Annotated in this window: 21 protein-coding genes; 12 read left to right on the forward strand and 9 right to left on the reverse strand. The window is 62.0% G+C overall.

Annotation, left to right across the window (positions count from 1 at the left end; translation table 11 throughout):
- Window position 1 precedes the first annotated feature (1 nt).
- The 6 genes from tolR to JFN93_RS12980 all read left to right on the forward strand — a co-directional run bounded on the left by tolR (window position 2) and on the right by JFN93_RS12980 (window position 5,008).
- Complete coding sequence (gene tolR, locus JFN93_RS12955) at window positions 2-421, forward strand: protein TolR (RefSeq protein ID WP_199384515.1); 420 nt, start codon at window positions 2-4, stop codon at window positions 419-421.
- A gap of 44 nt (window positions 422-465) precedes the next feature.
- On the forward strand, window positions 466-1,236 hold the full coding sequence (locus JFN93_RS12960; RefSeq protein WP_236021711.1) for an energy transducer TonB: 771 nt from the start codon (window positions 466-468) through the stop codon (window positions 1,234-1,236).
- Entirely contained in the window at window positions 1,233-2,486 is a 1,254-nt protein-coding gene (gene tolB / locus JFN93_RS12965; protein ID WP_199384517.1) for a Tol-Pal system beta propeller repeat protein TolB, read from the forward strand. The genes JFN93_RS12960 and tolB overlap by 4 nt, the downstream gene beginning before the upstream one ends.
- A gap of 128 nt (window positions 2,487-2,614) precedes the next feature.
- Complete coding sequence (gene pal / locus JFN93_RS12970; RefSeq protein ID WP_199384518.1) at window positions 2,615-3,232, forward strand: peptidoglycan-associated lipoprotein Pal; 618 nt, start codon at window positions 2,615-2,617, stop codon at window positions 3,230-3,232.
- A 79-nt stretch (window positions 3,233-3,311) separates the two neighbouring features.
- Window positions 3,312-4,187: a tol-pal system protein YbgF gene (ybgF, locus tag JFN93_RS12975; RefSeq protein WP_199384519.1), complete on the forward strand. Its 876-nt coding sequence runs from the start codon at window positions 3,312-3,314 to the stop codon at window positions 4,185-4,187.
- 119 nt (window positions 4,188-4,306) lie between these two features.
- On the forward strand, window positions 4,307-5,008 hold the full coding sequence (locus JFN93_RS12980; protein ID WP_199384520.1) for an SDR family NAD(P)-dependent oxidoreductase: 702 nt from the start codon (window positions 4,307-4,309) through the stop codon (window positions 5,006-5,008).
- A 48-nt stretch (window positions 5,009-5,056) separates the two neighbouring features.
- Here JFN93_RS12980 and JFN93_RS12985 read toward each other — a convergent pair whose 3' ends face one another.
- Window positions 5,057-5,476: a hypothetical protein gene (locus tag JFN93_RS12985; RefSeq protein WP_199384521.1), complete on the reverse strand. Its 420-nt coding sequence runs from the start codon at window positions 5,474-5,476 to the stop codon at window positions 5,057-5,059.
- Window positions 5,477-5,601: 125 nt separating this feature from the next.
- A complete protein-coding gene (locus tag JFN93_RS25950; RefSeq protein ID WP_199384522.1) occupies window positions 5,602-5,931 on the reverse strand; it encodes a twin-arginine translocase TatA/TatE family subunit in 330 nt (109 codons plus the stop codon).
- A 503-nt stretch (window positions 5,932-6,434) separates the two neighbouring features.
- Between JFN93_RS25950 and nadA the strand changes: the two genes are divergently transcribed.
- From nadA to JFN93_RS13005, 3 genes are all read left to right on the forward strand, one after another.
- On the forward strand, window positions 6,435-7,349 hold the full coding sequence (gene nadA, locus JFN93_RS12995) for a quinolinate synthase NadA (RefSeq protein ID WP_199384523.1): 915 nt from the start codon (window positions 6,435-6,437) through the stop codon (window positions 7,347-7,349).
- 60 nt (window positions 7,350-7,409) lie between these two features.
- Window positions 7,410-7,955: a gamma carbonic anhydrase family protein gene (locus JFN93_RS13000; protein WP_199384524.1), complete on the forward strand. Its 546-nt coding sequence runs from the start codon at window positions 7,410-7,412 to the stop codon at window positions 7,953-7,955.
- 75 nt (window positions 7,956-8,030) lie between these two features.
- The gene (locus JFN93_RS13005; protein ID WP_199384525.1) at window positions 8,031-8,684 is read left to right on the forward strand and encodes an endonuclease III domain-containing protein; all 654 of its coding nucleotides are present in this window, start codon (window positions 8,031-8,033) and stop codon (window positions 8,682-8,684) included.
- A gap of 322 nt (window positions 8,685-9,006) precedes the next feature.
- On the opposite strand, the gene priA is transcribed toward JFN93_RS13005, so the two are convergent.
- From priA to JFN93_RS13035, 6 genes are all read right to left on the reverse strand, one after another.
- The gene (priA, locus tag JFN93_RS13010; protein ID WP_199384526.1) at window positions 9,007-11,262 is read right to left on the reverse strand and encodes a replication restart helicase PriA; all 2,256 of its coding nucleotides are present in this window, start codon (window positions 11,260-11,262) and stop codon (window positions 9,007-9,009) included.
- 56 nt (window positions 11,263-11,318) lie between these two features.
- Entirely contained in the window at window positions 11,319-12,506 is a 1,188-nt protein-coding gene (locus tag JFN93_RS13015) for an FprA family A-type flavoprotein (protein ID WP_199384527.1), read from the reverse strand.
- Between the two features lie 111 nt (window positions 12,507-12,617).
- Window positions 12,618-13,943: a DEAD/DEAH box helicase gene (locus JFN93_RS13020; protein WP_199384528.1), complete on the reverse strand. Its 1,326-nt coding sequence runs from the start codon at window positions 13,941-13,943 to the stop codon at window positions 12,618-12,620.
- A 490-nt stretch (window positions 13,944-14,433) separates the two neighbouring features.
- On the reverse strand, window positions 14,434-14,769 hold the full coding sequence (locus JFN93_RS13025; protein ID WP_199384529.1) for a cytochrome C: 336 nt from the start codon (window positions 14,767-14,769) through the stop codon (window positions 14,434-14,436).
- A 143-nt stretch (window positions 14,770-14,912) separates the two neighbouring features.
- Window positions 14,913-15,197 (reverse strand): HU family DNA-binding protein, encoded by a 285-nt coding sequence (locus JFN93_RS13030; RefSeq protein ID WP_199384530.1) that lies wholly within the window; start codon window positions 15,195-15,197, stop codon window positions 14,913-14,915.
- A gap of 200 nt (window positions 15,198-15,397) precedes the next feature.
- Window positions 15,398-17,899, reverse strand: coding sequence for a penicillin-binding protein 1A (locus JFN93_RS13035; protein ID WP_199384531.1), 2,502 nt, complete (start codon window positions 17,897-17,899; stop codon window positions 15,398-15,400).
- A gap of 608 nt (window positions 17,900-18,507) precedes the next feature.
- Here JFN93_RS13035 and traF point away from each other — a divergent pair.
- Window positions 18,508-20,043 carry a conjugal transfer protein TraF gene (gene traF, locus JFN93_RS13040; protein ID WP_199384532.1) on the forward strand — a complete coding sequence of 512 codons (1,536 nt, stop codon included), beginning with the start codon at window positions 18,508-18,510 and terminating at the stop codon, window positions 20,041-20,043.
- Between the two features lie 181 nt (window positions 20,044-20,224).
- Window positions 20,225-21,202 (forward strand): DUF3187 family protein, encoded by a 978-nt coding sequence (locus tag JFN93_RS13045; RefSeq protein WP_199384533.1) that lies wholly within the window; start codon window positions 20,225-20,227, stop codon window positions 21,200-21,202.
- A 194-nt stretch (window positions 21,203-21,396) separates the two neighbouring features.
- On the opposite strand, the gene JFN93_RS13050 is transcribed toward JFN93_RS13045, so the two are convergent.
- Window positions 21,397-22,134 (reverse strand): lytic transglycosylase domain-containing protein, encoded by a 738-nt coding sequence (locus JFN93_RS13050; protein WP_199384534.1) that lies wholly within the window; start codon window positions 22,132-22,134, stop codon window positions 21,397-21,399.
- 333 nt (window positions 22,135-22,467) lie between these two features.
- On the opposite strand from JFN93_RS13050, the gene JFN93_RS13055 reads away from it, so the two are divergent.
- Complete coding sequence (locus JFN93_RS13055) at window positions 22,468-23,139, forward strand: YceH family protein (protein WP_199384535.1); 672 nt, start codon at window positions 22,468-22,470, stop codon at window positions 23,137-23,139.
- Window positions 23,140-23,143 lie beyond the last annotated feature (4 nt).

Here is a 23,143-nt window from a genome sequence, read left to right on the forward strand (position 1 = left end):
CATGGAGCTCGGCAACAGGGATAACGGCAGCCGCTCCACCATGTCGCAGATCAACGTCACCCCGCTGGTCGACGTCATGCTGGTGCTGCTGGTCATCTTCATGGTGACCGCCCCGATGATGCAGCAGGGGGTCCAGGTGAACCTTCCCAAGGCGGACGCCAAGGCGCTCGCCCCCAAGGAGGAGACCGTCGTGGTCACCCTCGAAAAATCCGGGAGGACCAGCATCAACGCGAAGGAGGTTCCTCCGGCCCAGCTTAAACCCCAGCTGACGACGATGTTCGCCAACCGGACCAAGAAGGAGGTCTTCCTCAAGGCCGACACCAACGTGCCGTACGGCGAGGTGGTCAAGGTGATGGCGGAGATCAAGGGAGCCGGGATCGAACGTCTCGGCATGATTACGGAGTCCACGCAGCAGAAATGAAGCCGCTGCGGATGCGCAAAAACAGTTACCCCGGCCCGGGAGGAATGCTGGCATGTTCCTTCCTGCTGCACGTGGCGTTGCTAGCGATCGTGGTCACCTTCCGCCTCTATCCCGAGGCGCACCCTCTCGCCGAGGAGACCTATTACGTGGACATGGTGTCGCTGCCGGTCGCGTCCCCCGCCAAGGGGACTCCGGCGCCGACCGCCACGACCCAGCAGCCCGCGGCCCCGCAAGCGGCCCCGGAGCCCCCCCGTCCCGCGCCGCAGTCCCCGGCGCCGGCCAAGGCCGCCCCGCCCGCCTCGCGTCCCAGCATGACGTACCCCACGGCAAAAACGAAGCCGACCACCTCGAAACAGAAGCAGGTGCAGAGCGACGAAACGGCTCCGACCGGCGCCGAGGCCAAGGCATTCCAGGATCGGATGGCGAAACTCGAGCGCCAGGCTGAAGATCGGCGCCAGGCCGATGTGCTGGCACGGCTGCGCAAGGGAACCGGCGGGAAGAAGGGGGCCCCCACCGGGAGCGGCACCCAGGCGGGAAGCGACTACGCCGCCTACATCCACTCCCGGCTCAAGGACGCCTTCGTCGACACCATCGCCTCGCAAACCAAGAGTCCGCAGGTGACGGTGCGGCTGGTTATCGGCCCGGACGGGCGCATCGCCCAATACAAGGTGGAAAACAGCAGTGGCGACAAGATGTTCGAGGATGCCGTGGACCGCGCCGTCCACGTTGCCGAAAGATCGTTCCGCAAACCGCCGGGGGGAACCCCGTTCGAACAGGGGTTCGTATTCCGGCCCCAGGGGGTGGGCCTGAAATGAAAACCTGGATCCTGATCCTGCTCCTCTGCCTGGCCCCCCAGGTCGTGCTGGCCCCGCCGAAAACCTTCGCGGACGACCAGCCCTACCTCGAGGTGACCGCACCGGCCAACCGCAAGCTCCAGTTGCTGGTCGCCCCGCCGACCATCCTCTCCGGCGCCGCCGCACCGGAGGTGGCCAAAGAACTTGCCGATCTCTTCAGCTTCGACCTGAACCTGGCCGGCACCTTCGCTCTTGCCCCCGCCGGCACCCGGCCGGACAATGCCGATCTCGTCCTTTCCACGGCGTATTCGGCCTCGGTCTCCGGGCTCACCGTGGAATGCCGCCTTTTCGATCGCGCCCTCAACCGAGAACTGACCGCCAAACGGTTCACCGGGACCCTCAAGGACCTGCGCCGGATCGGGCACGCCTTCAGCGACGAGGTGCTCCGCGCCGTCACCGGCCTGCGCGGCCCCTTCACCGGCAAGATCGCCTACGTCGTCAAGTCCGGGCGGGGCAAAGAGATCTACCTGATGGATTACGACGGGCGCAACCCGCAGCGGATCACCAACAACGGGTCGATCAACATCAATCCCGATTTCGCCCCTTCCGGTCGCGAGATCATCTACACCTCGTACAAGAAGGGGAACCCCGACCTCTTCCGGCGCGAGCTCTTCACCGGGCTTGAGGCCCGCATCTCGGCGCGCAGCGGGCTCAACGCCACCGCGGCCTACGCCCCGGACGGCAACCGCATCGCGCTGACCCTGACCAAGGACGGCAACTCCGAGATCTACGTGATCAACAAGGAGGGGCGGGAACTGGCGCGGCTGACCCACAACGCCGCCATCGACGTCTCCCCCGCCTGGTCGCCAGACGGACGCAGGATCGTCTTCAATTCCGACCGCCTCGGCAAGCCGCAGCTCTTCGTCATGGACGCCGACGGGACCAACGTCCGGCGCCTGACCACCTCGGGGAACTACAACGTCACCCCGCGCTGGGCTCCCAAGGGGGACCGCATCGCCTACGCCCGCCAGGAGTCCGGCGGATTCCAGATCTACGCGATCAACTCCGACGGCACCGGGGACACCCAGCTCACCACCGCCGGGAGCAACGAGCATCCCCGCTGGTCGCCGGACGGCCGGTTCATCGTGTTCAGCTCGACCCGGGACGGCGGAAGCGCCCTCTACATCATGCGTGCCGACGGCACCGGCCAGACCCGCGTCTCCCCCGGGAAAGGGGGAGACAGCCATCCCTGCTGGTCGGCACCGTGGTAACACATTAGTAACAGATGCATCCTTGAAAAAGAAATCGAGATATGTATAATTAACGCCTCATCCTCGCCGCTATAACGAAGGATGCGCCAATGCTTTCTTTCATTCCAGGAAAAAAAGGAGAACATGAGATGCGCAAGGTGCTGGTAGGTTTTTTATGCTGTCTTGTCTTTGCCGGGTGCGCCAGTCAGGAAGCCGCAAAGAAATCTGAGCCGGTAGCTTCGTCGGCGACGACGGCCCCCGCGGCTCCCGAGGCGAAACAGGCCCCGGCCATCGTCGAATCCGCGCCTGCTACGCCCGCTCCTGCGCCGACCGCCGTCGCGCCGAAGGCTGAGGCCCCCGCCCAGGCGGTCGAAACGCCCGCACAGCCGGTCGTGTCCGACTCCGGGAACAAAGCCGCTCCGGCCGCGCTCCAGGAAGAGCTGCAGAAAATCTATTTCGCCTTTGACTCTGCCGAGCTGACCCAGGAGTCCCGGGATGCGCTCTCCAAAAACGCGGATTATCTGAAGAACAACACCGCCGTCAAGATCCGGATCGAAGGCAACTGTGACGAACGCGGCTCCGACGAGTACAACCTCGCGCTGGGCGAGCGCCGCGCCAAGGCCGCCAAGGACTACCTCGAGACCCTCGGGATTCCCTCCGACCGTCTTGCCACCATCAGCTACGGCGAAGAGCGCCCGGCCGATCCGGGCCACAACGAAGAGGCGTGGACCAAGAACAGAAGGGACGAATTCGTCATCATCAAGTAACGAAACGACGCAGCCGTAAAAAAAGGAGCTCCTTTCGGGGCTCCTTTTTTTACGTGACGGTCGATTTGGGGGAACCAACATGCAGTCATTGCGGTTAGCGCTCATCTCGGTACTGGTCCTTTCCTGCGTGGGGTGCGCCACGAAAGATGACCTGGATATGGTTAAGCGTGATTCGGACGAGATGAAAAGCCGCATCTTCACGCTGAACAAGAGCCTCGGCGAAGTCCGGGGTGAAATCAAGGACGGCATCGACAAGTCCCTGGCCAACTACAAGCAGAACATGGATACCCTGCAGAAGGAAATGGAGGGGTACCAGAAGGACATGGCGACGCTGCGCAAAGGGAGCGCTGATCTGCAGGCGACCCTCGACGCGGCACGGGTCGACATGCAGGTCCTGACCGGCAAGGTCGACGACGTGCGCCTTTTGGCCCAGAAGCCGGCCGACGACCTCGCGCTTTTGCGCACCGACACCAACAAGCGGCTCGCCTCCTTCGACGAGCGGCTGACCAAGCTGGAGCAAGCGATCGCCGATCTGCAAAAAAGCACCGCGCAGGTGCGTCAGGACCAGGCCGCGCTGCAGCAGACCCCGGAGAGCCTGTACCGAAAAGGGGTGGAGTCGATGAAAGGCGAGGGGGCCGCGGCCAAGGCACGCGAGATCTTCGCCAAGTTCCTCGAACTCTACCCTAAGCACAAGCTCGCCGCCAACGCCCACTACTGGACGGGGGAAACCTACTACGGCGAAAAGAACTACGAACAGGCCATTCTCGAGTACCAGGAAGTGATTCAGAACTATCCCGAAAGCGAGAAGGCGCCGGCGGCCCTGCTGAAACAGGGGATGGCGTTCAAGGCCCTCGGGGACAAGAAGAGCGCCCACTACGATTTCAAACGGGTGATCGAAGAGTATCCGAAATCCGACGAGGCAAAGAGCGCCCGGGAGCGCCTGGGCGGCAGGTAGGGGGAGTTCAGCAGGTTTTTCTCTCAAAAGGCTCTTTCGTCACGCGGAAGGGCCTTTTTTCATCGTCGCCCCCAAGATGGGGCGGCACCCCCCTCAGGGGAGAGCGTAAAGGAGATCGCATGCAGAAAACAGCATTGGTTACCGGCGGCAACAAAGGGATCGGCCTGGAGACAACCCGGCTCCTGCTGGAGCTGGGCTTTCGGGTGGTGGTCGTGGCACGCAGTTTCGCACCGGATCAACTGGGGGAGCTTCCCGCATTGGTGAAGAAGCCCTACGACCTGACCGATATCGAGGGAATCCCGCAGCTCGTCGCGGAGATCGGACCGGTCCAGGTCCTCATCAACAACGCCGGGGTGATGCACTCCCTCCCCTACGACGCCTACCCGCAAGAGAAGCTGCGCGGCCTGATGCAGCTCAACATCGAGGCCCCGGTGGCCCTGATCCGCGAGGTGTCGAAGAGCATGCTCGCTGAAGGTGGGGGGCGCATCGTGAACAACGCCTCCATCGCCGGGCAGATCGGCCATCCCGACGTCTGGTACGGCATCGCCAAGGCGGGACTGATCAACGCCACCAAGAGCTTCGCCAAGATTCTCGGCCCGGGAGGGATCGTCATCAACGCCGTTGCCCCCGGCCCGGTCGACACCGATATGCTGGAAGTGATTCCTCTGCCGCGCCGGGAGGCGATCAAGAGCATGGTCTACAGCAACCGTTTCGCCCGCGCCGACGAAGTCGCCCGTACCATGGTCTGGCTGGCAACCGAGAGCCCGGAATATATCAACGGGACCTGCCTCGACATCAACAACGGCGCCTTCCCGCGCTGACGAAGAAGAGAAGCTGAAGATCCTGGCCCCGCCGCCGGTGAGGGAAAACTACAGGTGCAGGGCGGGTTTCAAATCGGTGGGGGTGTAGCTTTGGGAGACGACCCATCCCTTGTGCGGGACGAAGACCGGCTCCAGCTTGCAGGCGATGTAGCCGATGAGGCTTGCCTCCTGGGGGAGATCGGAGGCGATGGTGACGATCCGGAAACCGACCAGGTCCCCGGGGCGGGGATAGGTCGTCGCTTCCTTGAGGGTGCAGCTCCAGAAATTCATTCCTCCCCCGACTCCGGCCAGCGAGATCAGGAAAAGGTGCTCGCCGTCGTTGCCCCGGCCGCCGTCCTCCCGGATCAGGGCAGGGACGACGGCCCCGAGGAGGTGACGATACCCGATGCCGCAGGCGTGGGCAAAGGCGGCTTCGTTGTCGGCAAAGCTCAATACCGGTCCTTTTTTCTTTTTCAACCAGGAAAACATGAGGACCCCCTTTTCAGGCAGGTAGAGTTGGTCAAATATACCAGCTGCCCCTCGGCTTGGGGCGCAAGGACAAAAAAAGGCGGGGATTTTCTTCCCCGCCTTTCTTCTATCGCATAATGCCCGCGCTAGGCCTTTTTCTCGGCAGCCTCCGCCTTGTGCGGCTCAGCAGCCTCCGCCTTGTGCGGCTCGGCTGCTTCGGTTTTGTACGGATCAGCTGCGGCCGCTTCCTGATGCTGCGCCGCTACCGGCTCCTCAACCACCTTGGCGAGGCGTTCCTTCTCATCCTGGAGCCGGGTCTCGGCCTCGATCCCCTGTTTGAAATCATCGGTGGCCCGCTTGAATTCAGCAAGTCCCTTTCCCAACGACTTCGCCAACTCCGGGAGCTTCTGCGGCCCGATGACGATGAGCGCGATCACCATAATGATGATCAGTTCCGGCATCCCTATCCCAAACATATCTACACCTCGTTTGCTACGCAGCATAATGCTGCTAGACCGGGGAAAATAATGAAAAAAGCATAGAGGTTTTACGAAGCGGTGTCAAGCGTGGATGCCCGTCGGTCTCCCGGCCGATCCGGAGCGAAGGGTTGGCCCTTGAACCTGGGGCGTCCAGACTCAAGATCGGAGCCCAACCCCCCTTCCATCCCTTCGGTGCCACATCCCTTCGGCATCCCTTCGGCATCCCTTCATCCCTTCATCCCTTCATCCCTTCATCCCTTCATCCCTTCATCCCTTCATCCCTTCATCCCTTCATCCCTTCGGTGCCAGGTCTTGAAAAATCACTTCGAAAGGTGATATTTCAAGACCTGGCACCCGGGTTGGGGTGGCACCCGGGTTGAGATTCAAGATCTGAGCCCAAAGAGGCGTCAAAGGGTTTGACATGGTTGTTTACATTGTCTACTATCGGATTTTCCTGCCCCAACCGGGCAGCGCAAAGAACCTACACGGCGGTGAAGGAAATGAGTCTGGAGTCGATCAAACTCGAAATTCGTGAGTTGCTCGCAAAGCGCAAGGGGGTTCTCCTGGCGCATAACTACATGAGGGATGAGGTTCAGGAAATCGCCGACATTACCGGTGATTCGCTGGCGCTTTCCATGGAAGCAGCCAAAACCGACGCGGAAGTCATCGTCTTTTGCGGGGTCCATTTCATGGCGGAGTCGGCGTCGATCCTCGCGCCGGACAAGACCGTGCTTCTCCCGCGGCTCGATGCGGGGTGCCCAATGGCGGACATGGTGACCGTGGAAGGGCTTCGGGAACTGAAGGCGAAGCACCCCGGCGTGCCGGTAGTAACCTACGTCAACTCGTCGGCCGCGGTCAAGGCGGAAAGCGACATCTGCTGCACCTCGGCAAACGCCATGAAGGTCGTGCAGTCGCTGCCGGACCAGGAGATCATCTTCGTCCCGGACCGCAACCTCGGCAGCTACGTCGCCAAGTTCACCTCGAAGAAGTTCCACCTCTGGGAAGGTTACTGCCCCACCCACGAGCGCCTGAGGCCCGAGGCGGTGCAAAAGCTCAAGGAGCAGTATCCGGACGCCCCGTTCGTCTGCCATCCCGAATGCAACCCGACCGTGGTCGCGCTTGCCGACCACGTCTGTTCCACCACCGGGATGTACGACTACGTCAAGAAGAGCAGCGCCAAGCGCATCATCATCGGGACCGAGGCGGGGATTCTCTTCCGGCTCAAGCGGGAGAACCCGGATAAGGAATTCATCCTGGCCTCCCCGGCCCTCATCTGCCCGAACATGAAGCTCACCTCGCTGGAGGACATCCTGGAGGCCCTGCAGAAGATGGCTCCGGTGGTCAAGGTCCCCGAGGAAATCCGGGTCCCCGCCAAACGCGCCCTGGACCGGATGCTCGCGGTGCCGAGGGACTGACTTCGAGGGGGACAGGCCCCTGCGGTGCCGGCCCCCTGTACCCAAAAAGGAGAGACTGCCATGATCCGTCCGTTCAAAGGGGTAGCGCCGAAAATCGACGAAAGCGCCTTCATCGCCGAAGGGGCGGTGGTCATCGGCGACGTCACCATCGGCAAGGAATCGAGCATCTGGTACAACTGCGTGGTGCGCGGGGACGTGAACTTCATCTCCATCGGGGACCGGACCAACATCCAGGACCTCTCCATGCTCCACGTCACCCACAAAAAAAATCCCCAGGATCCGGGAGCCCCTTTGGTCATCGGCAACGACGTGACCGTCGGGCACAGCGTGACGCTGCACGGCTGCAAGATCGAGGACGGCGCCTTCATCGGCATGCAGGCGATCATCATGGATAACGTGGTCGTCGGCAAAGGGGCGCTGGTCGGGGCGCGGGCCCTGGTGACTGAAGGAACCGTGATCCCCCCGGCGACGCTTTGGGTCGGCTCGCCGGCCAAATGCAAGCGTGACCTGACCCCAGACGAGGTGGCCTGGCTTTCGCGTTCGGCCGGTAACTACGTCAGGTATTCGAGGGAATTTCTCGAAGATGGCTTGTCGGAACAGCGCTAGGTGCGGCGGCAGGGGTGCGGCATCCTACGCGGCCCACCGTGAAGTGATGCCAGACGCCGGAGTGCGGGGCATCTGATGCGCAACCGGCTGATGGAAATCTTTGACCTTCTCCTTGCTTACTACGGTCCACTCCACTGGTGGCCGGCGGACACCCCGTTCGAGGTCTGCGTCGGCGCCATCCTCACCCAGAACACCAACTGGGGGAACGTGGAGAAGGCGATCGTCAACCTGAAGCAGGAAGGGGTGCTGTCTGCAGCAGCCCTTTGGGACCTGGAGCCGGAGCGCTTGGCGGAACTCATCCGCCCCTCCGGCTTTTTCAATATCAAGAGCACCCGCCTCAAGGACTTTCTCCGCTTCGTCATCGAGCGCTATGGATCCCTCGATGCCATGTTCGAGAGGGACTGGCGGGAACTGCGCGAAGAACTCCTCGGGGTGCGCGGCATCGGCTGTGAAACCTGCGACTCGATCCTCCTCTACGCCGGCGGCAAGCCCTCCTTCGTCGTCGACGCCTACACCCGCCGTCTCTTTTCCCGCCTCGGAATCGTGAAGGAAAACGATGATTACGAGACGGTGCGCGCGCTTTTCATGAACGCGCTCCCCTCCGACGCCGATCTCTTCAACGAATATCACGCCCTCATCGTCCAGCACAGCAAGGACCACTGCCGCAAGAAGCAGCGTTGCGGCGGCTGCCCCCTCGGCGCCCGTTGCTGCTGCCACTCGCTCCACTAATTCTCCGGTAGGAGCGGACATTCTTGTCGCGATTGCAGCCAAAGATCTCGACAGGAAGGCCGCTTCCAACCTTACGACGGCGTACCTTTTCCTGTGGGAGCGCCATTCTTGGCGCGAACCGCCGCAGGCGGCGACCTCGGTTGCAAATATTCGCGCCTGGAAAGGCGCTCCCACAGGGTAGGCAGCAACCGAGCCTATGGGGCAGGCCGATATAACAAGTGGAATGTTTCGATCGCGACAGGAAAGTCGCACCTACGGAATGATCGCAGGTTGTGATGGGGGAGTGCGGGAGTCTACGACGGCGGGCGACAGGTAAGGATTACTACAGCATCTCCACCGGATCGACGTCCGCCACCAGACGGACTGTGGAGGGGTGCGTGTAGACGGCGCGGAAATGGAACAGAATGCGGTGCAGCTCCATGCGTTCCTTTCCTTTCAGGAGGATCTGCCACCGAAACCTCCCCCGCACCTTCCCCAAAGGAGCGGTTACCGGCCCGAGGACCTCGACCCGCAGCTGGCAGTCCCTCTTGATCCGGCGCAAAAGCTCGGCGGCGTCTTCGGAGGCCTTTTCGGCCTGGGTGTGGGAGGTGCTGGAAATGGTAAGGGCGACCAGGTGGGTGAAGGGGGGATAGCCTACGTCGCGCCGGTAGACGATCTCCTGCTCATAAAACGCGTCGTAATCATGGGCCACCGCCGCGGTGAGGGCATAGTGCTCCGGCGCGAGGGTCTGCACCAGCACCCGTCCCGCACGGTCTCCCCGGCCTGCCCGACCAATCACCTGGGTGACCAGCTGAAAGGTGCGCTCGGCGCTGCGGAAATCGGGGAGATTCAGGGAGGCGTCCGCGGAGACGACGCCGACCAGGGTGACGCCGGGAAAGTCGTGCCCTTTGGCAATCATCTGGGTTCCGATCAGGATGTCGATGGAACCGTCCTCGACCCCCTTGAGGACCCGGGCGTGCCCCCCCTTGCCGCGGGTGGTATCGCGATCCATCCGCGCCACCGAGGCCTCGGGGAAAAGCTCTTTCACTTCTTCCTCGACCCGCTCGGTGCCGCGGCCAAGCAGGGTGATCTCGGGCCCCTGGCACTTGGGACACAGCGTCGGGGCGGGGAGGGTGAAATCGCAGTAGTGGCAGACGTGGCGCCCGCGGGACCGGTGATAGGTGAGGGTAACCTCGCAGTTGGGACAGCGCAGGACGTGGCCGCAGTCCTGGCATACCAGGTAGGTGGCGAAGCCGCGCCGGTTCAGGAAGAGCAGGGTCTGCCCGCCCCCCTCCAGGTTCGCCCGCATCGCCTCGACCAGCGGCTCCAGAAACGTCGCCCCCTTCTGGCCGCGCGCATCCAGCAGGGTCGTCTCCGGCATGGGAAGTTCGCGTACCCGGTTGGCGAGCCTCAGATACCCCAGCCGCCCCTCGCGGGCCGCATACAAGGTGGTGATCAGCGGGGTCGCCGAACCCAGGATGACCACCGCGCCGGCCAGTTTGCCGCGGACCAGGGCGAGGTCCCGCGCGTTGTACCGGACCCCTTCCGACTGCTTGTAGGAAGCTTCGTGCTCCTCGTCCACCACGATCACCCCGACCCGCTCCAGCGGGGCGAAAAGCGCCGAGCGTGCCCCGATCACGATGGAGGCCTCGCCGCGCCGGATCCGGCGCCACTCGTCGTAGCGCTCCCCGTCGGAGAGCCCGGAATGCAGCACGGCGATGCCGCAATCGAAGCGGCGCTTGAAACGCCCGACGAGCTGCGGGGTGAGCGCGATCTCCGGCACCAGGACCAGCGCGGTCTTACCCTCCGCCAAGGTGGCGGCGATGGTCTGCAGATAGACTTCGGTCTTGCCCGAACCGGTGACCCCGTGCAGCAAAAACGGGGCGAACTTCCCGGTTTCCAGGGCCGCGTGCAGTGCGCCAAACGCCTTTTCCTGCTCCGCGTTGAGCGGCAGAGGGGCATCCTTACCGAAACTCTCGTGGTGGAACGGATCCCGATACACCTCCCGCTCCTCGACGGTCACCGCCGCGATCTTCACCAACCGGTTCAGGACCTCGGAGCAGGAGCCGAAGCGCTCCCTAAGCTGGGACGCCGAGCACTCCCCCTCGCTTCTGAGGTGGTCCAGGATCTCCCTTCCTTTCCCGCGCACCTTTTCCTCACCGTCGAAACGCAACCGGTAAAACTTCTCGGTCCGGACGTGTTTGCCCCCGGCCAGAAATTCCGTCACCACCGGGACCCCGTCCTCGTCAGTCTCCAGGCGCGTCTTGGAAACGAGGTTGATCCCGGCCGGGAGCGCCATCTTGATCACCTCTCCCAGCGGATGGAGGTAGTAATTGGCGATCCAGCAGTAGAACTCGAGCTCGTCCGCGTTGAATAGCGGCGCCTCGTCGAGGATCTCGATGACCTCTTTCAGTTCGTTTTGGTGGTTGTCGGAGCTTCCCAGAAGGTAACCGGTGACTTTGCGCTTGCCGAAAGGGACCAGGACGCGCTTGCCCGGAACGACCAGGGGCCACAGATGCTGGGGAACGAGATAGTGGAAGCTTCCCTGCAGCGGCAGGGGGATGGCGACCTCGACTATGTGTCGGGATAAGGTGGGCATGTAGGAGGCACGCGCCCCTCTCCGGAGCGGAGAGGGGCGGAGGTGAACAGCACGGACTACTTCTTGAGGACTTCCTCGGCGACGGTGCGCCCAAGCGCCTCGCACTCGGCGATGACCTCAGGCTTGGGAAGAAACGGGGTCCTGACGAACGGCGCGGGGAGCTTGAAGCCGATCCCCTTCAGCCGCTCCTCCACCATCTTGCACGCCTCGCCGCTCCAGCCGTAGCTGCCGAAAGCGCCGCCGATGGTCCCCTTCAGGGTCACCGTGGAGAGGTAGGCCAGAACGTCCCACATCGGCTTGGGTATGTCGCGGTTGATGGTCGGGGTCCCGAAGATCAGCGCATCGGACTCTTCCATCAGGTCGCGGATATCGGAGATCGAGGCGTGGTTGATATGGCAAAGCGTCACCTGCACCCCGGCATCCGAGGCGCCGCGTACCACGGCCTCGGCCATGGTTTCGGTATTGCCGTGCGGGGAGAGGTAGAAGACGGTCACCTTCTTGCCCCCCGCTTTCGGAGCCGCCCATTTCTTGTAGTTGAGGATCGGCTCGGCGGTTTCCTTCCGGTAGATGGGACCGTGGCTGGGGCAAAGCAGGGTCAGTTCCATCCCTTCGACCTTCGCCACCGCCTGGGTGATCCGCTCCTTGAAGGGACGCATGATGCAGTCGAAATAGAAACGGGCCTCGCCGGAGAAATCGGGGAGCTCGTCGGCGAAGATGCTGTCGGCCGAGAAGTGGGCACCGAACGCGTCGCAGGAGAAGAGGACCCGATCTTCTTCGAGGAGGGTGAACATGGTATCGGGCCAGTGCAGAAACGGCGCGGCCAGGAACTTGAGGGTCCGTCCGCCGAGATCGACGGTGTCGCCGTCCTTCACCACCTGGGCCGCGAACGGGGTGTGGATCTGGTTGCCGAGGAAGGTCCGCGCCGCCTGGCTGGAGACCACGGTAGCCTTGGGGCAGTGCTTAAGCAAAAGCGCGAGCGACCCGGAGTGGTCCGGCTCGGAATGGTTCACCACGATGTGGGTTACCTCGGCCGGATCCTGCACCGAGCGGAGTTTCTCCAAAAACTCGTCGAACCGCTTGCGCTTGACGGTATCGATGATCGCGCAGCCGGTGGCGCCCTTGACGACGTAGGAGTTGTAGGTGGTACCGAACTGGGTCGGAAAGAGGTCGTCAAAGACCTGGAGGGTCGGATCCTTCACCCCGATCCAGTAGAGACCTTTGCCGAGCTCGATAGCTTGCGTCATTTTCTCCCCCTCCAAGCTTGCATTACGGCGCTGAACAGCGCTTGGCGCCCTTTCCGGTCAAAACCGGAAAGTCGACGATATCAAAAAGGCTGCGTCAAGGCAAGGAACTACTCAGCCGCGGTTGCCGCGGCGGTATTCCACCACCACCTGCTGATCGCGGCCCGGGCGGCTGGCGGGACCCGGACGCCCCTTTCCCTGGCCCGACGGCTTGTTGCCGGCGGCGAAAGGCTTCTTCCCCTGGGCAAACGGCTTCTTGCCGAACCCTTTGCGCGGGCCCCCCGCGTTGGCCCGGCGCAGCGGCCGGGAGGGCTCCAGCCCCGGGATCACGTGAACCGGGAGCTGGTGGCCGGTATAGCGCTCGATCCGGTCCAGGTAAGCGACCTCGTTCATGGAGCAAAAGGAGATGGCGACCCCGGAAGCGCCGGCGCGGCCGGTCCTCCCGATACGGTGCACGTAATCCTCGGCGAACTTGGGGAGGTCGAAGTTGATGACGTGGCTGACGCCGGTTACGTCCAGACCGCGGGCGGCGACGTCGGTCGCGACCAGAAGCCGCACCTTGCCGCGGCGCATCATGGTGATGGTCCGGTTGCGCGCCCCCTGCGACATGTCGCCGTGCAGCGCCGCCGCAGCGTGCCCCTGCGAGTAGAGATCGAGGGCCAGGGCATCGGCGTCCTTCTTGGTGGCGGAGAAGATGATCGCCTTGGTCACGCTCGCGTCCGAAATGAGGTGCTGCAGGAGGCGGGCCTTGTGGCGCAGGTCGTCGGCGACGTGGAGCCGCTGCTCGATCTGGACCTGGGACACCTCCTCGCCCGGGATGTCGATCCGCTCCGGATCCTTGAGCAGCCGGCGGGCGATCTTCGCCATCGGGTCGTCCATGGTGGCGGTGAAGAGCAGGGTCTGACGCTCAACCGGCGCCGCGGCCGCGATCTTGTCGATGTCCTCGGAGAAGCCCATGTCCAGCATCCGGTCCGCCTCGTCGAGAATCAGCAGTTCCAGGCGGTTCAGGTTGAGGCGCCCCCGCTCCAGGTGGTCGATGAGCCGGCCCGGGGTGGCGACGATGAGGTCGACCGGCTGCGAGAGGAGCGCGTGCTGCTCGCGGTAGGGCATGCCGCCCAGGATGGCGCCGCAGCGCAGCCGCATGAACTTGCCGTAGGAGCGGGCGGCGTCGATCACCTGGGTGGCGAGTTCGCGGGTCGGGGTGAGGACCAGGATGCGCGGCCCCTTGCCGCGGGCCTGCGACGGAACCATCAGGCGCTGCAACGCGGGGAGAACGAAGGCGGCGGTCTTGCCGGTGCCGGTCTGGGCCGAACCGATCAGGTCCCTGCCCTCCAGGGCGACCGGAATGGCCTGGGCCTGGATCGGCGTCGGTGCGCTGTAGCCGCAGGTTGCGAGAGCTCTGAGAATGGGGGATGCGAGATTGAGTGCTTCAAAAGACATGCAGATTCCTTTTCCCTTCCCGGAGATGCTGCCATGGGCAAAAGCGCGCAGATGCAGGAATGCTTCCGTAAGGGGATGCAAAAGATAGGCGTGCCGAGACGTTTTGCGGCAACGGCGCCGCAAGGCAAAGGGACGACAACACGCATATGACTGGTCAACCAGAACATCGTTGCCAACCAAAAGCTAGTGCCGCATTTTCGAGGGGATTAATCTGAATGCGAGGGGTTGGATCGATGGGGGGGGAGTGGTCTCCCCAGATAAGGACAACAGTCAGCCCGTCACCATTACTACAGGCGACGGGAAATGGCAAGAGGTTTTTTAGAGGCCGGGGCCAGGAACTGGTGGCTAGGGGCTGGAAAAACCAACGAAATCGCATCCGGAACGGACCTTCCGGAAGCCAAGGCGCCGTGGCAGGCGAAGCCATTTCACGGTGTTGGCACACCTCGCGCCCCAGCCCCTGGCCCTTGTCCTTCTCCCTAACCCCTCAAGTTCAATGATGGAACCGGCCCATCCGTCCCTTGTGCGCCTCGTCGGGGGACTTGTGACATTCGAAGCAGCGCAGTTCCTCGACCTTGCGCTGCTCAAGCGGCGACTTACCCCGCTCCTGGCGCCCCATGGTGTACTGCTCGGTCTGAAAGTAGTTGCGCCCCCGTTCATCGGTCAGGTTGGGAGCCTGGTAGGAAACGACCCAGTTGTTGGAGATGGGCACCGTGTGACATTGGTCGCACCCTCCGGGAGGAGGAATGCTCTTCCAGGACTGCATCATGGCACAACCGGAAAGATAGATGACGAACGAGAGACCGACGGCGATGCGCGGCAGGTTCATGGAGTCCCCTCCTCGCCCCGGATGGGGCAGAATGAATGGCAGAGTTCGAGGGTGCCACGAAAAAGCCCCGCGGGATGCGGGGCTTTTCGGTTCAGCTGCTATTGGAAAGATCCTGGATCGGACGGCAGCTCGCTTAAGAAGAATTACTTCTTCTTCGCGGCAACCGCATCCTTCAGGGCCTTCCCCGGGCGGAACTTCGGCACGTTGGCGGCGGCAATCTTGATCTCTTTGCCAGTCTGCGGGTTGCGACCGGTACGCGCCTGACGGCTCGATACCTCGAAGCTCCCGAAACCAACCAGGGTGACCCTCTCGCCTTTCTTAAGCGCACCGCTCACACTGTTGATGAAAGCGCCGACAGCTTTCTCGGCTGCCCCCTTGGACAGGTTGGCGGATTTCGCTACCGCATCAACGAGTTCTGCTTTGGTCATGTCAAGCCCTCCCTTTAAGAATTAAAATTAACGCCACTATAGTCATAAAAATGCAATTTGCAAGGCTTTTTTTGTGGCGCGGATTTTTTATCCCGCACTGGGCGCGGCGGGAGCTCACCTACCCCCTCCTGAAACGGCTCCCAGAGCGGCTTTAGCGTCGGACCGTTCCGCGCGTAAAAGCGCGGAATCCTTTCATAAAATCACTGCAATGTCGCCGACTTATCCTCCGCCGGGGGAGTTTCCCCCTCTGTCGGCGCTTCGCCGTCGTAGGTGGTCGGCTCGGTCCCGTTGACGAAACATTCGGTCATCGCGCCTTCCTCCCCATCCTTGGCAAGATGGCCGGTGCGGGGGTTGATCTGGGCAAAGGTGACGTTGGAGGGGACGGTAAAACGCTTGACCGGCATCCCGGCCACCGCCCGCTGCATGAACTCGGTCCAGATCGGCGCGGCGGCCTGCCCGCCCGACCCTCCGGCGCCGAGGCTCCGTTCCTGGTCGTAGCCGACCCAGACCCCGGCCACGAGTTGCGGGACGTACCCCACGAACCAGGCGTCCTTCATATCGTTGGTGGTACCGGTCTTGCCGGCGACCGGACGGCCCAGGGCCCGGGCCCTGCCGCCGGTACCGCTGGTGACGACGCTCTCCATCAGGTTGGTCATGATGTAGGCGGTATCGGACGAAATGACCGGCACCGCATTGGCGGGGACCATCCCCGGTGCAGCGGGTGCCGCCGGGACCGCCGGAGCCGGCTGATCGCCGGAGCCGTCGGGGTTGGCAGCGGCGCTCGAGACCGGTGCAAACACCGGAACCTTGGGTGTCTGCACCTCTTCGAGGACCTGTCCCTCGCGGTCCACCACCTTGGTGATGAAGTACGGGGTCATGCGGTAGCCGCCGGACGCGAAGACCGCGTAGGCGCTGGTGAGCTCCATCGGCGTGAGGCTGGACGAACCGAGCGCCAGGGTGAGGTTCGCCGCCAGCGGCGAGGTGATCCCCAGCTTCTTCGCATATTCGATCGCCGAGTTGACCCCGATGCTTTCCAGGATCTTGACGCTGACGATGTTGATCGAGTTGGTCAGCGCCTCGCGCATGGTGACCGGCCCGCGGTAAATGTTGTCGTAGTTTTTCGGCTTCCAGGCCCGGTCCCCGCCGCTTTCGTATTCCACGGGGGAGTCATCGATGATCGTAGCCGGGGTCATCCCCTTGTCGATGGCGGCGGCGTAGATGATCGGCTTGAAGGCGGATCCGGGGTTCCGCTTGGCCTGCATGGCCCGGTTGAACTGGCTCTTCTTGAAGTCGTAGCCGCCGACCATGGCCCGCACCCCACCGGTCATCGGGTCGATGGCGATCAAGGCCGCCTGCGCCTCGGGCGCCTGGTCCAGGGCGAAGACCGCCCCCTGCTTGTTGGTGTCCGGCTCCTTCACCTGTACGTCGAGCACCGAGCCCAGGGCGATGGCGCGTTTTTCGCCCGGATTGCCGAAGGCGCTCACCAGTTTCACCTGCCCGGCCCAATCCATGTTCTTTTTCGAGAGGGTCCCGGTCCGGTCGCCTACCCGCACGGTCAGCTCACGCTTTCCCTCGGCGATCGCGGTGACCACCCCCGGATAGGTCGCCCCCTGTTTCATGGAGACCGTGTCGATGGAATCCTCGATCTTCTTGCAGAAGCCGTCAACCTCGGTTTCGGCGAGGAACTTCGCCGGCCCGCGGAAGCCCTGCCGCTTGTCCACTGCCTTGAGCCCGTTCACCACCGCCTCGTAGGCACCCTTTTGCATTTCGGCATTCATCGTGGTGTAGATCTTCAAGCCGTCCTTGTAGAGCCTCTCCTCGCCGTACTTCTCCTCCAGCTGCTGCCGGACCTGCTCCAGGAAATAAGCCGACTGTTCCGGGTTCACCTTCTTCAGCGAGTGGATCTCGATCGGGGTCGCCTTCGCGTGGTCCGCCTCGGCCTGCGTGACGTAACCTTCCTTCACCATCCGCTCCAGGACGTACGCCTGGCGCTCCTTCGCCTTGTCGAGATGCTTGATCGGGGAATAGGTGTTGGGCGCCTTGGGGAGGCCGGCCAGCATGGCCATCTCCGCCAGGTTGAGCTTGTCGACTTCCTTGCCGAAGTAGGTTTCCGCAGCGAGCTCGACGCCGTAGGCGCCGGCCCCGAGATAGATCTGGTTCAGGTAGATGTAGAGAATTTCGTCCTTGGAGAGCCGCTCCTCCATGCGCTTGGCGAGGATCGCCTCCTTGAGCTTGCGGGAGAACTTCTTCTCCGGGGTGAGAAGCATCGACTTCGCCACCTGCTGGGTGATGGTCGAAGCTCCTTCCTTCTTGCGCAGCGAGATCACGTTTTTGACCACGGCCCGGGCAATCCCCAGGTAGTCGATCCCTTTGTGCTGGTAGAAGTTGGAATCCTCGGCGGAGACAAACGCCTGGATCAGGCGCCGCGGGATCTTGTCCACCGCAACCACGGTGCGGCGCTCGAGATAGAACTCACCCACCAGGCTGCCGTCCTCGCCGTAAACCTGCGAAACGATGGGGGGACGGTAGTCGGCAAGCCGGTCCACCTTCGGAAGCGCGCCGAGGAGGTAGAAGAAATAGCCGGCAAAAGCAAGCAGCACCAGTACCAAGATGCCGGCGATGACGGTAGCAACGGTCTTCCCGGTGGAGGAGCCTTTTTTCCTGCGGTGAGCTCCCTGCTGCGGACCCGTGTAAATCTCCATAGACTAAGGTTCTCCGATCCCTCTTAGCTTAGATTTTTCTATAGCACCAAAGCTGCAGAGTAACGCATAACGAGGCAGGAATTCAAGGGGATTGTGCTTTTGGGCGGAGGCGGAGAGGACTCCTTGCAGCGCTGCTTTATGAGGGGCGCGTCGGGGAAGAGAGCAAGTCGCCTTGATGCTGCGCAATTGGTAATAACACTGTCAGAGACCGGCGGGAACGATACAAAAATACTATTTAATTTACCGTGACAAACTCAATCCTTGCCGTTTTATTACACTTACAGTTTGTTGCTGTCAGGAATTCTCCACCTTTCGTAGATATCCAATTTCAGAAATGCAAAACAAAATTGACCTATGCTAAAGCACCGCCCTTTTCAGCAATTTTGTTTTGGTTTTACTTTATGTATCGGAACAAATAACAGACAGAGACACTGTCGCTTTTGCCAAGCTGGATGCGGGTTTCCAATTTGGTCTGACCAGTGGGGGCGCCCTGAAAAAGAAAAAATCGTGAAAAATCTAAAGTTTTCCCCTGCCATCCCGATAGTTGGCATCAGGTTCCAATTAAAACGTCCACCATCACCTCTTAATTATAGTCGGAGGATTTGCCTATGAAAAAACCCCACCAAGTATTGGCCATCACGGCAGCCCTGCTGTCATTTGCAGGCGCCGCACACGCTGCCGAATGGCAGCCGATCGGGACCCTCGGGATCGGGGGCGCCGGAGTCGCCCGCCAAAACGGCGCCTTCACCGCCTACTGGAACCCCGCCGGCGGCGCCTTCAACGACAAGACCTTCTCGTTCATGACCGGCGCCGAGTTCGGCGTCCGGGGCAACGACGCGCTGACCGACAACGTCGACAAGCTCAGCAAGATCAAGTTCGACCAGATTAAAGATCTCGGCAACAACGCCACTCCAGATACCGTCGCCAACGCGGTAAAGCTCATTGGTATCCTCGATGACATCAGCAAACGAGGAGGCAATCTTTCTATTTCCGGCGGGGTACCGGTTGGCTTCGCGATCAAACACCTTTCCTTCGGTGTCTTTGGGAACTTCGAGGGATCGGTGGTCCCGGTGGCCGACACAACAAACATTCTCCCGAACCAGACTTCGGGCAACACCGTCACGCCGACTGACATCTACAACGCTTTGTCCCACACCCCTGGCTTCGGTAGTCTCACCAACAACGGATTCTTCACCGACGCCCAGCGTTCCATTCTGATCGCCAACCTAACCACACCTACGGTAACCGCACCGCAGGCGACCCAGGCAGTCGATGCACTCCAGATTACCCTGGCGGCCCAGGGTCAGTCCGCGGATGTGGCATTCGACGCTGCCAGCAAGCTGACGCAGAGCATCGCTTCCGGGTCCAACAGCTCCATCAGCAACAACACCTCATCGGTGGTATCCAAGGCACTTTTGTATGCCGAAGCGCCGATTGCGTATGGTCACCCTATCAACCTCGGCCAGTTCGGAACCCTCGGTGTCGGGGTTGCGGTGAAGGCGATAGCCGGCTCCGTCTACCAAAATCAGGTTCTGCTCGTCAACGACCCTTCGGGTAAAGCCATCAGCTCCGGCGACTTGGGGAAACAGCTGACCAAAAACCACGAACAGTCCAACAACATCGGCGTCGATGCCGGTGTCCTCTGGAAAAAGAGCATCCTGAGTGTCGGTGTCGTGGGCAAGAACCTTAACAAGCCGACGTTTAAAGCCCCGAACTACCAGAAATACACCAACGATCCGACCACCGGCGCGATCGTTACCACCACGGTCAAAGGGGAGGATGTCGCCCTTGACCCGATGGTTCGCGCGGGTATCGCACTTGACCCGTGGAAGTGGCTCACCATCGCTGCCGACATGGACCTGACCAAGAACAAGTCGGTCGGGCCGCTGAACAACGGCGTCAAAAGCCAGAATATCGGCGGCGGGGTTGAGATCCACCCCTGGTCCATTCTCAAGGTGAGAGCGGGCGCCATGAAGAACATCGCCGCTGTTGACGGAAGCACCAACCCGCTGATCCTCACCGCCGGCCTGAGCTTCCTGTTCCTCGATCTTGATGCGGCGGCTGCCACCAAAACCTTCAAGGTCGACAACAAAACCATCCCCGAGGAGCTCAGGGTTCAGCTGATGGCGGGCTTCAGCTTCTAAAAGCACGGAAAGGGACCGGCACCTTCGAAGCCAGTCCCCCTTCCCCACTCACTGCCTGCTAAAAAAGAAGCTGCCGGACCTGATGGTTCGGCAGCTTTCTTTTTTCCGTGTTTTACCTTATAATCCCCACCCCATGATGATAACCCAATCTTACCGACGTATTAGCGTCTTCCTTACCGCCGTGGCACTTGCTTGCCTCACCCTTCCTGCGGCGCGTGCGGCGGAAATCACCCCGTTCAAAACCTTCAACCAAAGCCCCATCATCCAGATCTACGGCCTTCCCGCCCCCGAAGAGGCCCGGGTCCTCCCGGCGGGACACAGCAAAGCAAACCTCGCCCTGGACCTGGCCAGTAACTTCGCCCACGAATCAATCGGGTCGGAAAAGATCCTTCTCGACGGCGAAAGCCTGCGCACCACGCTCTCCCTAAGCCGCGGCTTCGGCAGCCGCTTCGAAGCGGGGATCGAGATACCGGTGGTGAACCAAAGCGGCGGCTTCCTGGACGGCTTCATCGAGGGGTGGCATTCCTTTTTCCACCTCCCCGACGGGGGACGGCCCGACTATCCGCGCAACCAGCTCGTGTATTGGTACCAGGACAGCTCGAAGGCACAGCCTCAGCGCTTCAACTACACCCGAAGCGAGCTGGGCATTGGGGATCTGAGAGTGACAGGGGGAATGCAACTGGTGCAAAACGAGAATTGGGCGCTGGCGCTGCGGGCACTGGTGAAATTACCGACCGGAGACAGCTCGGGACTCATGGGAAGCGGAAGCACCGACACGTCGTGGTGGTTGACCGGTCAGCGTGACTGGCGCTTCGCCGGTGGGACGCGTACGGCGCTCTTTGGACAGCTGGGGGCGTTGGCGAAGACCAGGGGGGACGTGCTCCCCGACCAGCAGCGCTACCTGGTGGGATTCGGAAGTCTCGGCGCCGGTTGGAGCCCTTGGGAACGGGTCGCTTTCAAGGTGCAGTTCTCATCCCACACGCCATTTTACAAGGACAGCGAACTCCCGGAATTGAGCGGGTTTTCGACCCTGATGGTAATGGGGGGAACCATCGCCTTCTCGCCGAACACCGCCCTCGACATTGGGGTCTCCGAAGACGTGATGGTGGACCGATCCCCCGACGTCGCCTTCCACCTGGCGCTGACCAGGAAGTTCTGACCCCTCAAAAACCGGAGTGGCTGTCCTGCATCGGTATGCAATCGGATAGAGGAAGATGGTGCTCAACAAACACTGTGGGAGCGCCTTTCCAGGCGCGATTACCGCTGCTGATCGCCCCTGGAAAGGCGCTCCCACAGGATGAGGCCGGTTCCGCTTGTTTTTTTGCTTCAGTCCTCGTCCGACCTTGGGTTTTGCTACTGCAGCCCGATCTCCGCTCCCAACGCATTCCGTGAGGAGGCCAGCGCCGGTTCCGAGGCGGTGGGCAGGCTCTCCTTAGGCTTCGCGTCGGTCGGAGCCGGTGGGTGCGCCAGTACCTCCTTGGGTACCGGCACGTAGGCCCGATCCTTGACCACGAATTCCCGCGCTGCTCCCTTCTCCTGGGCGGTCTGCTCAACCCATCCGTCGACCTTGCTGCGCACCACATTTTCCAACTGGTCCTTCACCGGGGCGTAGGATGCCTCTTCGGCCACGGGATGGACCCGCTGCAGCTGTTTGAACACCATCCGCGAATAACGATCCCGCTTCTCCGGCGTCTGGCTGTTGTAGCAGCCGATCGCCTTCCAGGTGTAGCCGTACTTATTCATGCATTGGGCGAGGATCCATGCTCCCGTTTTGGTGTTGTAACAGGCATCCCCCTGGGCCTTCCAGCGCTCTTTGCCCAGCGTAGAGGCCCAACTCGAGTTGATCTGCATAAGACCCACGTCGTAGGTCCCGTTGGTGTTGACGTTGACCGCAACCGGGTTGAAATTCGATTCCACCTTGGCAATCGCCCGCAGGATCTGCGGGTTGATGCCGTATTCCCGCCCGGCCTCTTCAAAGCAAAAGGCACGGGCGGAGGTCGCCGCGGCCATGGTTAGCAACATAGCTACTGTCAGCACCGAAACGATGGCCTTGCTCCGGCCGACGGCGCCTTTGATATCGGATATATGCATGGGTCTCCCTGACAGCGCGGGACGGTTTGGCCGATCAGCCGCGTCTGCGCCGAAAGTGGTAGGTATGGGGCGTCGGCACGGTAGGTCCGGCGCTGAAGCGCGCTGCCGGCAGAGCCGGACGGGGCGCGAGAACATTCCGGCAATTTTACCGTTTCTGGCTGGTGCTTGTCACCCCTAAAACGACCCGTCACCGCCGGGTCAAAAACCGTCCCGATGGTAGGGGGGGGCAGCATGAGTCTGAACAGAAGAGGCTTGCATTGACATGCTGCGGGAATGCCGTTAGCATGCGGCAGCCGGAACAGTGCACCGGCTCATTGATCGGAGAGGACCCACATGAAACTCAACCTGACCGAACTCGAGATCCGGATCCTGGGCAGCCTCATGGAAAAGGAGCTGACCACGCCGGAGAATTACCCGCTGAGCATGAATGCCTTGCAAAGCGCCTGCAACCAGAAGTCAAATCGTGACCCGGTCCTCAATCTCGGGGAAGCGGAGATCAATCAAGGGCTTGCCGGACTGGCGGCCAAGGGCCTTGCCCGCAGAACCACCACCGGCGGACGGGTCGATCGGTATTGCCACAGCCTCGGCGACAAACTTGGGCTCGATCCTGCCGCGCGGGCGATCCTGACCGAGCTGATGCTGCGCGGCCCGCAAACGCCAGGCGAACTGCGCAACCGATGCGAACGCATGGTGCAGATTGCCGATCCGGAGGGGGTGGAAGGACTCCTGGCGAAATTGATGCAGTTTGGCCCCCCGCTGGTGATCCGTCTGCCCCGGCAGCCGGGTCGCAAGGAAGCGCGGTACCTGCAGGTTTTTGCGGGTATGCCGGAAATCACGGAAGAGGAGCCCCTGGAAGACGCGGAGAAGGGGCCGGCGCAGGTGCGCCCGAAGACGCCGCCTCGCCGAGAACGGGTTTTGCAGCTCCAGGAGGAGGTCGCGAGCCTGAAGGGAGAGCTTGGTGACCTGCGCCAACAGGTGCAGGGGGTAATTGCTGCGTTCAAATAGGTGG

This window comes from Geomesophilobacter sediminis, assembly GCF_016458275.1.
Lineage (GTDB): Bacteria > Desulfobacterota > Desulfuromonadia > Geobacterales > Geobacteraceae > Geomesophilobacter > Geomesophilobacter sediminis.